Below are 10,977 nucleotides of genomic sequence, written 5' to 3' on the forward strand. Positions count from 1 at the left end.
TCTTTTAAGATAATCTGATCTATAGACTAGACTTGCTCGGTATCTTTCTGAAAAAAATCCTTAACAAACGCCAGCAAAAAGTTAGCGTTTTGCTGTTCAAATTTGTAAAAATAGTATATAATAATACTGTCTCAAAACTTGTCTTTTGACAAGCCTGGGAACAAAAAGAAAAAAACATATCCTTTCCTTAAATACTAAAATATTTAAGGGGGGGGTATTTTTTAGTACCTCCAGAAAGGAAAATGAGAGGTAAGATAATGAGAAAATCATATCGTGATGATAACGGGGAAAAGATTTTCCGTTACTCCATTCGTAAATATCACTTTGGTGCTGCCAGCGTTGCTGTTGCGGCCTTGATGTTTTTTGCGAATGGGGCTGTGGCGGCGAGTGAGACAATTACTCCAGCTACGACAAGTGATGTCGTTACGGCAGGTTCTGATGGCAATGCAGATGGAAATCCGGCATCCTCGGATGAGGAAGACTCCAAGAAAGCTCTGACTGACCAGCCAGCTGAAATAAAAGCACCTGATGAGGTGAAAACGAAAGAAGCGCCAGCTGAGGAAGCCAATCAAGGGCAAGCAGCAGCTGAACCTGCTGAGGTAGACTCTAACTCTAGCCAGCCAGAGTCTGCTCAAGAAACTCCTCAAGCAGAGGGAGAAAAAGAGCAAGAAGAGCCAGCTGCTGCTAATACAGAGGCAGCCAAATCAACCCAAAGCAATCTGCAAGCTTTGTTGGCAAAACTAACGCTTAGCTCAATGCAGGAACTCCATGCTGAAGTGGAAGCGCGCCTAGCAGCAGCTAAGGCAGTTTTGGAAGATCCAAAAGCGACGCAAGCGCAGGTTGATGAGCAAGCAAGGCTGATGGCTGAGCTTATGAGCCGTGTCAATCAAGCCTTGACACCTAGCCTAGAAACTCCAGCAATCTTGGAAAAGGCGAGTTTTACATCTACAGGTCTAGCTACTTCAGATGGTTTTGTTTCCAACCAAACAAGCAGCACCAGCCTCCTCCAGCCGCGGACGCTCAAAAACAATCAGCCTGACTATGACCCTATTCCACTTGGCGATGATGAGGATGACATAAGAGATGAGCTGTTTTCTTCGGAAAATCCAGTAACCACTATCCAACCACGGAGTCCTCGCTCTGTAACCAGTCGCTCAGTTCCGCCGAAAACAACTGGTTCTAGCCCTTATAACGATAAGTATCGCTACTACTTCGAAAAAGGGCAGGATCCAGAAAACAGCCGACTTCCGCGTTACACCTACGCTTTCTTTAATGAGAGAGCCTTAATCGGTCGTGGAAACCCGGATAAGGTTTCTCGTATCAAGGATTATTTAAAGGAAGAAGTTAAATCGACTGCAGATGGATTTAGCTGGAAAGTTACTGTAAACCAAGGGAGACAAAACTTAGATGGGATTAGTTTCCTATTCTCTGTGCCTAATGGACAAAGTCTTGTTCCAAATAGCGTCACTGTGACACAGGTAGATGGTGTTGGGACTACAGCTAAAAGTTCGGATCCTAGGGATGGAAACGATGATTATGTCACAGCCTCTTTGAAAGCTACTAATGCCAAAGAAGTAACGAAAGGGACTCCTACTAATACAAATGCAAGAGGTAAAGGGGGAAGGTTTGGACCAAATGGGTCTTATGACGTTTCTTCACTTGATAGAATTTGGGGAGACACAGCTGGTCAAGGAAACGACTCCTTCCACTCTCGAGGGAATAGAAATGATAGCAACGCTGCAACAGGTCTTCAGAATGATGAAGAACGCAGACTTGGAGATTCTAAAAAAGACATCGTTAATCAGTCAGGAGGGACAGTCTACTCTGGAAAAATTGCTGGAAATACCAGCTATACAATCACCTTTAAGACTAGAGGAAACAATGACCTAGACAAGTTGGTTTACTTTTCTGCTGTAAAAGGTAGTAGTAGTAGTAGTAGTAAGACCTATCTAGCTATGTTGCTGCATGCTCGCACGCAAGGTGAACGCGGTTTTGCTGATAAGACTCGCTTCCGCCTCAAGGGCAATGGTTACTATCAAGTGGAGCAAAACACAGCCTATTACACCAGCACGGTATTGAATAGCACTGGTCAGGAGATTAAGAAAGACGGTGCCAATACAGCTTACTCATACTCTAAATATAAGGATAAACCTCTTGATAATGGAGTCAAAGGAGTATTGACCGGCAATGATACAAATGATACAGATAAAGCCTTTGACTTGGATGAATATTCATATAGTGAGTACGTTAATGACCAAGATCAAGTTTTAAACAAGGATGATTTGTCAGTGCAGCTAGGAGAACAGCAGCAAACAATCACCTGGTATAAGGGTGATCAACAAATCAGTAAATCTGATTTGACAAAAGATGCTATTTCCAGCTCTGGGGTTCATACCTACAGGTATCGCGTTTCCTATAAGGACAATTCCTTTAATGAAGGAGAAATCCATTTTGTAACAAAACCGAAGAAACCAATTATTGATACAAACTTGAGCACAGCGGCTGGGACAACTACGAATATTAGAGTATCCAATGTGGATAGCAATACGACTGTTGAACTCTATAAAAAAGGCGGTGAGGGACAAAACGACACCCTGGTATCTAGTATCTCTTCAGGGAACCAAGGAGGAACCGTTACTTTTAACAATGTCGCTGTTGACTATGCAAATTATTACGTCAAGCAAAAGGCTAACGGCACTTGGTATGAACAGAATGGTACAAAACGTGAGGGTGTCTATTCAGACCGATCGTCAGAAAAAGATGCATCGGGAATTGTTATAGAGCGTATTAGTGCTATTGGCGGACAAAACGATACAAGATGGAAGAATAAACCTGCTTTAAATAACAATACGGACTTTAACCTACCAGCCGGAAGTGACGTTTTGATAGGATTTAGAGCTAAGAGTCCAAAAGGGCTTAAGAGCTTGAATGTCACTGTTTTGGGTGGGCTAAAAGAAGAAACTAAAGAACATTATGGACAACAAGGCGACACGACACTAGGGGTCAACTTAAGATCTCCAGGAGGAAACTCAGGTGGTTATTCTATCGTCGTCGCTGCTACTGATAGTTTAGGGAATGTAAAAGAATACCGAATGAATATAAATTTCCCGCCAAACTCAGGTAGCTTTGACAAAAATCCAGCAGAAGACTATGTCGCCACTCCAGAAAAGCTCAAGGGTAAGGCTCTGGTTCCTCTTGCAACAGAACAGCCACCAATTGTTATTCATGCTAAAGGAATCAATGTTAGTAACGCTCGTGGCATTGACAATAAACATAAATGGAAGGCTTTCTTAGTAGATGGTGGTCGAAATGTTGACGATTCAGATTCTGGTAGTAAAAAAGCAGTTGACTTTAAAGATCATATTGTAGCAGAGACAATAGTTAAAGAAGGTGGAATTGCTGAATTTATATCTGCTAGAGCAGGGGACTTCAAGCGGGAACAATTGAAAAGGAAACCCTTGCATCTGGTTGTGGCTATGGTCAATACTGATACAAATCAAATTGTCGATAAGTACGTCTCTGCTTTGAGTGATGACACTCTGGAAGCTACTTACCCTCAGTTTACCAAGAGTCCAGAACTAGACAAGGGAACGAATGAAATTACAGCTTCTATCGGTCACTTACAAGCGGATAAGGCGCAAGTTCGCTATACAGATGAAGCTGGAATTGACAAGACTGTTGGTTTTAGCAAGGTCAATAGTCGTTGGGAAAAAGACAATCCGAATCAAGATACCACTATCGTCGTAACAGAAGATGCTGGAAATACAGGAACAGCAACGGTTCATATCCCTTACGGTACAGCTAAGAGAGGAACAGAAATTTTTGCTAGCCAAAAAGTAGATGCCAATACAGAATACAGTGAGGAAAGCAAGATAGAGGTACCGACAGGTCCAACGGTTCAACATCCAAACAAACCAGAGATTAGCCAAAGCCCAGAAGACTTGGGCGTAACCATAAAAGTAGGACAAGGAAACGCGGATAAGGCAACTGTATTATTTAGTGATTTAAGGAACTCTTTCCGAACTTTCATGCTTTCTAAAAAAGGAAACAGTTGGGAGAAGGATCAAGCGCAAGCGACCCCAGAGGTCTCTGTTACAAGTAGTGACGATGGAACAGCCCTAGTTCGTATCCCATATGGAGTAGCTAAAATTGGTTCGCAAGTCGTAGCCAATCAGAGAAGAGAAGGACAAACCAAACCATCTGAGAATGCCTTTCATAAAGTTTTAGGACGCTTGGAAGGCTTGACGAATGTAGCCCAAGCAGATGGTTCAGTTGATATTACTGTACCAGATACGGCTACCAAGTTTGATTTGACCTACCGCAACCAGCGAAATAATACAACTGAAACACTTCACTATAGCAAGGACACCCAAGGACGTTGGGGAAATGTGACAGGTATTACTGCTAATGGTAATCGCTTTACCTTGCCAAAAGGTTTGGTGGCTGACGGAACAACCGTTTCAGTCATCGCATCAAATAACGATAGAACAACTACTACAGTAGAAAGTAAAGCCAAGTTTGAACAACCGAGCGCAACGACTAGTGCTACACGTCAAAATGGAGATGTAGAAGTTACCTTACCAACAGATGCAGAAGATGTGACCTTAACTTATAAGAATAAACAAAATACCAGCACCACAGTAACCTTGACTAAAGAAGGAACGAATTGGACATCTAAAACAAACTTACCAGATGGTGTCAGCCTGGCAAATGGCAAGGTTACATTTGACTACACAAAAGTAAATAGAGATACAGCTATCACAACAGCCTCTACTAGAGGAAAAAATGATGTTCAGTCTCAAGCAAATAGCGTAAATCACAACATCCCAGAACACACAGCTCCAACAACCCAAAACGTTGTTATCGCTGCGGGTGCGACACCTACAAATGAGCAATTAGCTACAGGTGTAACAGTCGCAACCAAACAATCCGTTGTAGCTAAAAATCCACAAACCGCTATTGTTGCAGGAACGACTAAAGTTGTTGCAACTACCTTGACTTACCAAGATGGGTCAAGTGAAACTGTGAATGTAACAGTTATCTCTAAACCAACAGCACCAACGGTGAATGATTTAGAGAGTCGTCCGAATGTAACACCAGGTCTCTTGTCAACTGCACGTACCATTTCTGGTCAGGCTATGCCAGGTGCAGAAAAAGTGAAATTGACCTTACAAAATGGTAGTATCAAAGAAATCATTCCTGAAGCAGACGGTAGTTGGACTTATAAGCTTGGAGCAGATGAGTTCCTAACACAAACAAGCTCACGCTTTAATGCCAAATACACCGCTACTCCAGTGAGTCTTGTGCAAGTGAAAAATAATGTAGAGTCTGAAGCAACGAATGTTGGTGTTGTAATGGGACGTGCAATTATCGATACACCACTCCAAGCAGGACGTAAGATTACAGTTCACATTCCGCATGATACAACTTCTGGATACATCCGTATCGGAGGAACAACTGCTCGCGGTGGAGTGGATATCGGTCTGAAGAAAGATGGCGACACATGGACGCTATCTACGGATGCAGATAAGGCGAACAAACTAGAACTAGTAAGTGAAGCAGATCCGGATAATCCATCTATGACTAAGGTTACCCTCCAGGTCAAAGATACAGATGCTGCTTTGTATAGCTCACCGTTTACTATTGGTTCTGATAGAGGAAATGTGAAGTTCCGAGCTCACTACTACAATGGTGGAAACATCAATGGACCGGTTTCAGTTGGGCGTGTTTCTGACCTAGATTGGATTTTATCTGAAGAACCAACTAATACCATTCCGACAGTTTCTTGGGAAACTGGCAAAGAAGTACAAAACGGGCAAAAAATCCCATCGCCTACTGTAGATGAGTTGAAAGACTTGTTCAAGGGAGAGGATGTGGAAGATGATAACGGACTGACTGTAGGTTATGCCGCTTCTAACAGAGGAAGACTTCGTGTTCGTGTATTCACTGGTCGAGATATTGCTAATAATATTGAAGGAACTCCTGTCAGTGCTCAAGCAAATGGTCGAATCGCTCCAGGTAACTATACTCTTGTTTTGTCAACGATAGATGCTGCAAGAGCAGAGTCTAATCTTCTTGAAAGAAATGTCGTGATTCAGAGCCATGCGGACTATTATCGTGACACTGTCAAGTACCCAACAGCTGAAGAAAAAGTCACCTATAATGATGCAGCAATCACGAATGGTAACTTTACACCAACAGCCAAAACAAGCTTTAAAGATAAAATCCAAGAGCTAAATGGCACGGTGCTTCCAGCATCGACAAGATATACAGTAGGAACTACGGACGATAAGGCGAAAGTAGCTGTGATTAACTTCCCGGATGGTTCTACTATTGATATTTCTCATGCGGTTGTAGCCAAACCAGAAGTTCCGACAGTTACGTTTACTCATGATAATAAGCTGTCAGATGCTGACCGTACAATTTCAGGAACCGCTCTTCAGAATGCGACCAAAGTAACTATTCAATTCCAAGATGGACGAGGAACACAAGGTCGAGTAGACGTAACTCCTGTAAACGGACAGTGGAGCTATGCATTGCCTGAGGGGCGCTATCTACGTCAAACAGAGCAATCAAGTCTACCAGGTTCTTCAACTGTACCAGTAAGGGTGACTCAAACCGTCTTTGATGCGACGAGCGATGCAGCTTCTGTATATGTTGCAAAAGACCGTAACTTTACAGGGAAGACAATTACGGGTGTAAGAGGTAGCGCAGAACTTGAACAATTGAAATCAAATCCGAAAGATGGAATTTCTTATACTGAAAGAGGGGCTGAACAGACGTTCCCAAGTGATTTTGACGCTACGTGGAAAACAACGCCAGATGTGACAAGTATTGGTACACGTACTTACATTGCAAATATCTTTGAGAAAGATAAGGTTGATAGAGTTAGCCAAGAGGTTACAGTTAAAGTTGTTGTCAAACCAAGCACCCCAAGTCTTGTAAGTGCAGTCGGTAAGAAAGATGCAGGCAGCGTTACAGTGAATGGCGTGAATAGTGGTACCACGGTAGCCCTCTATGACATGACCAATCCAGCTAACCCAATTGAATTGGGACGCACAGATGTACCAAAAGATGGCGACTTTGCGCTCAAAGATGGAGTAGCGATTAACCTAGCACCAGGTAAGAGCTTGTCTAAGGATATGCCGATCGCGGTTCGTAGTATTTACAAACCAACCGTAGCGACTGAACGAGTTGAATCAGACTACGGCACAAGCTTGAAGGTAACAGAGGGTCTAAAAGCCAAAGACTACCACTTGATTAAGGGAGAAAACCCAACGGGCGAGTTGAAAGATCGTCTTCAATACAAGGATGGTACAGCTCTTCCACCAGGCTCAACAGTAGAATGGAAGAACATTCCAGACTACAGCCGTGTAGGGGATGCGACTTACAAAGCGACTGTAACCATTCCAGGATCAGGTAGCACAGAAGTGACGATTCCAGTGCATGTCTATCCAACGGTAGCTCTAGCTAGTCCGAACGGCTATAACAATAAACAAGGAACCTTGTCACATGGAAGTGACGCAGAAAGGTATGTCGTCTTCAAAGATGGCAACCAAACAGTCGCTAAACCAGCAGGTGTAACCGTCCGTTGGCAAGGCGGCACTGCACCAGCTATCGCAACAGCTTCCGCAAGCCATGTCGGCCATATCGAGGTAGAATACCCATCAGACAATGCGGCAGGTAAGACGGTTGAAACCTTAGACGTAGCCCTTCCAACTTATCATGCAGTAGCCAAGGCAACAGAAGTAGTCCGTACAATTGATTCAACCTTTGCCTCAACAGAAGCTAGCGCTTATGTGAAGAAAGCAGAAAATGGACCAGACCTTCCACAAGGTACAGAGTACACATGGCAGACAGATGAAACAGGTAATGCGGCATACGGTTCAGGTACTTGGGGCAAAGTCAACGATGACTGGCTTGGTAAGAAGACCAACAAGGTTAAAGTTTACTACCCACAAGTAGACGGTGGTAATCCGAAAGAGGACAGTCTGGCAGAAGAGACAGAGGAAATCACCTTTGTGACGAAACCAGCGACTCCAAGCATTATGACTGACTTGACAGGAAGCGCCGGTACAAGAAAAACCATCCGTATTGCGAATGCGACACCAGGAACCACTGTTGAGCTCTACAATGGCGATACGAAAATTGGTTCTGTAGAGGTGCCGAAAGCTGGTACGACTCGCTACAGTGATCTAACGACAGTTGATCTAACGATGACCCAAGACATCCCAACATCAACCACCATCACAGCCAAAGCCGTTTACAAACCAACCGAAGCAACAGAACGCGTTGAATCAGATGCAAGTGCTGCGAAAGCTTCAACTTTCATCACTCTAAGTGCTAAAGGCAGCATCCAAACCATGAAGGGAACAGGCACTCTTACTGAGTTGGATAACTTGAATGAAACAACTCTGGCTAAGTTACTCCGTCGTTCAGACGCAGCTACGGACTTCACAGGCGCAACAGGTCGCTGGAAGAACCAAGATGCGACTAGAAAAACGGCAGATGCAGGCACTCGAACAGAAACCCTTCTAGTGCGCCTAGCAGGTCAGACGAAGGAGCAAGAGGTCAACTTCACCTTCACTACTTTAGCGCAACCAATCGCCAAAGCTGTCGTGAGAAGCAATGGTCAAGATATTACTAATGATAACTTGAGCGACTATGTGACAGCAGACGGCAACAATGGCTTAAGTTGGGAAAACCAACCAGCTAAGGTAGAAGTCGGCAAAGCTCTTCCACGTATCCAAGTTACTTACCCAAGTAATGGAGTAGCGGTATCAGACGTTACGACCCAATACGTGACACCAAAAGTATACGCTCTAGCAGAGAACCCAACTCCAAGTATTGATGCGCATAAAGGTAGCCCACTTTCAGAAGACGCTTCTGACTATGTAAAACCAGCATCAAACACAGAAGGTTTCCCTAATGGCACGACTCATGCATGGAAGAATGGAGACAAACCAAGTACCGACCATGTCGGAGAAGTGACGAAGACCGTTGTGACCACTTATGGTCAGGGCGATGATGTACCAGCTGAGCTTCGAGGTAAGGAAGTAGAAACACCGGTGACTATTACCGTTGTCCCAGACAAGCCAGTCGTGACTCCAAATACTGACGGAACAGTTGATGTAACGGTTCCAGAAGAAACAACGAAGGTTGAAGTGACTTACACACCAGAAGGACAAGACGCTCCAACAACCGTAGCGGTTACGAAGAACCAAGATGGTAGCTGGACAGCTCCAGCAGATAGCGGCATCACGATTAGCCCAGACGGCAGCAAGATTACGGTATCAGCGGACAAGTTGAAAGATGGCGCTGGCGTCACAGCCAAAGGTATCACGACAATTGGTAATAAAGACTTTACAAGTCAGCCAAGTGACAGTGCAGATGCCAAAGCACCACGCTTAGGAGCCCCAACGATTAGTCAAAACGCAGACTACGGCATTGAAGTTGAATTGGATGACAAGGCAACTCATGCGGAAGTAGACTATGTGGATGCGGCTGGAGTTGCTCGTAAATTAACCTTTGCGAAGCAAGCGAATGGGGATTGGACGAAGACAGATCATGTCGCTATCGGCACAGTCGTGACAACAGGTAACAAGATTGTGATGCAGGCCAATACCGCCAAGGCAGGCAGCACCGTAACAGCTACTCAAAAATCAGCTTTATCAGATTCATCAGAAGCAGCTGACCACAAGGCAGTGGGCTTACTGAACAGTCCAGTTGTGACTCCACAAATTGATAGTGGCGTCCAAATAGAAGCTCCAAGTGACGCGACAAGTCTTGAAGTAACCTACACACCAGCAGGTTCTCAAGCGCCAACTAAAGTGACACTTACGAAGGGCACAGATAACAACTGGACAGTACCAACAGGCTTTGAAGTTGGAACAGATGGCAAACCAGTCTTGAAAGCCAAGACAGCGGCAGCCGGAACTGAGGTAACGGTACAAGCTAAGGCTGAGGATATGGAAAGTAAGCCATCCACTGGCAAAGTGAAGACAGCTCAACCATCAACCTTTACTCCAGAAAGTAAACAAAATGGGGATGTTGTGATTCCATTACCAGCTGATGCGGATAAAGTCGTGATCAACTACCCAGAAAGCGATACGGTTACGAAAACAGTAGAGCTTACCAAGGGAGCAGATGGCAACTGGAGTGCACCAGCAGGAAGCCCAATCACAGTTGAAGCTGGCAAGGCAACTGTTAAACAAGGAACAGCAAGCAGTGGTAAGTCTATCACAGCTCAAGCAACAGCCGGAACTGGCACAGATGTCAGCGCGGCACGCGAAGCGACTATAACTGTTCCAAGTCATACGAAGCCAACTGTTAGCACCATTACGGTAGAAGCAGATAGTCAGCCAACAGCAGAGGCTATTGATCAAGCAGTAACAGCTGACAATAAGAAAACTGCGGTAGCTAAAGCAGCTCTTCCAACGGTCGCTGCAGGTACCAGTCAAACTGTGGGAGTGACCGTCACTTATGACGATGACTCTACAGAAGATGTAGAAGTTACAGTCCAAGCTAAAGAAGCAACACCGACAACAGCCACAACTAAACAATGGCAAAATGGTGATGTTGAAATCGGCTTACCAGACAATGCGGATAAAGCAAGCTTGACTTATACAGATAAGCAAGGAAGCAGTCAAACTGTTGAGCTCAGCAAAGGAGCGACAGGCTGGACGGTAACAAGCGGTGATGCGAGTCTATTAGATAACGGTACGTTACGCTTGAAACCATCAAGCTACACAGCTGGTCAAGCAGTAAGTGTTAGCGCAACGAAGGGAAGCGACGCTACAACCAGTCAGGCATCAAGTGCAAGTATCACTCCGACAGAGCATACAGTGACTACAAATACACTAGTCAAACCATACAAACAAAATGTTACAGATAATGATTTGTTAGACGCTGTAAATGCTGAACACAAACAGACTGTTAATCTGAAAGATGGAACAAGTTATCCTACAACAGATGGTT

1 protein-coding gene is annotated in these 10,977 nt (G+C 44.4%); it reads left to right on the forward strand.

Going from position 1 to position 10,977, the window contains the following annotated elements; all coding sequences use genetic code 11:
• Window positions 1-257: 257 nt before the first annotated feature.
• Window positions 258-10,977 (forward strand): YSIRK-type signal peptide-containing protein (locus OVN23_RS04465; RefSeq protein ID WP_267240671.1); only part of this gene is annotated, 10,720 nt, incomplete at its 3' end.

The sequence above is a fragment of the Streptococcus sp. Marseille-Q6488 genome (genome assembly GCF_946902925.1).
Classification (GTDB): domain Bacteria; phylum Bacillota; class Bacilli; order Lactobacillales; family Streptococcaceae; genus Streptococcus.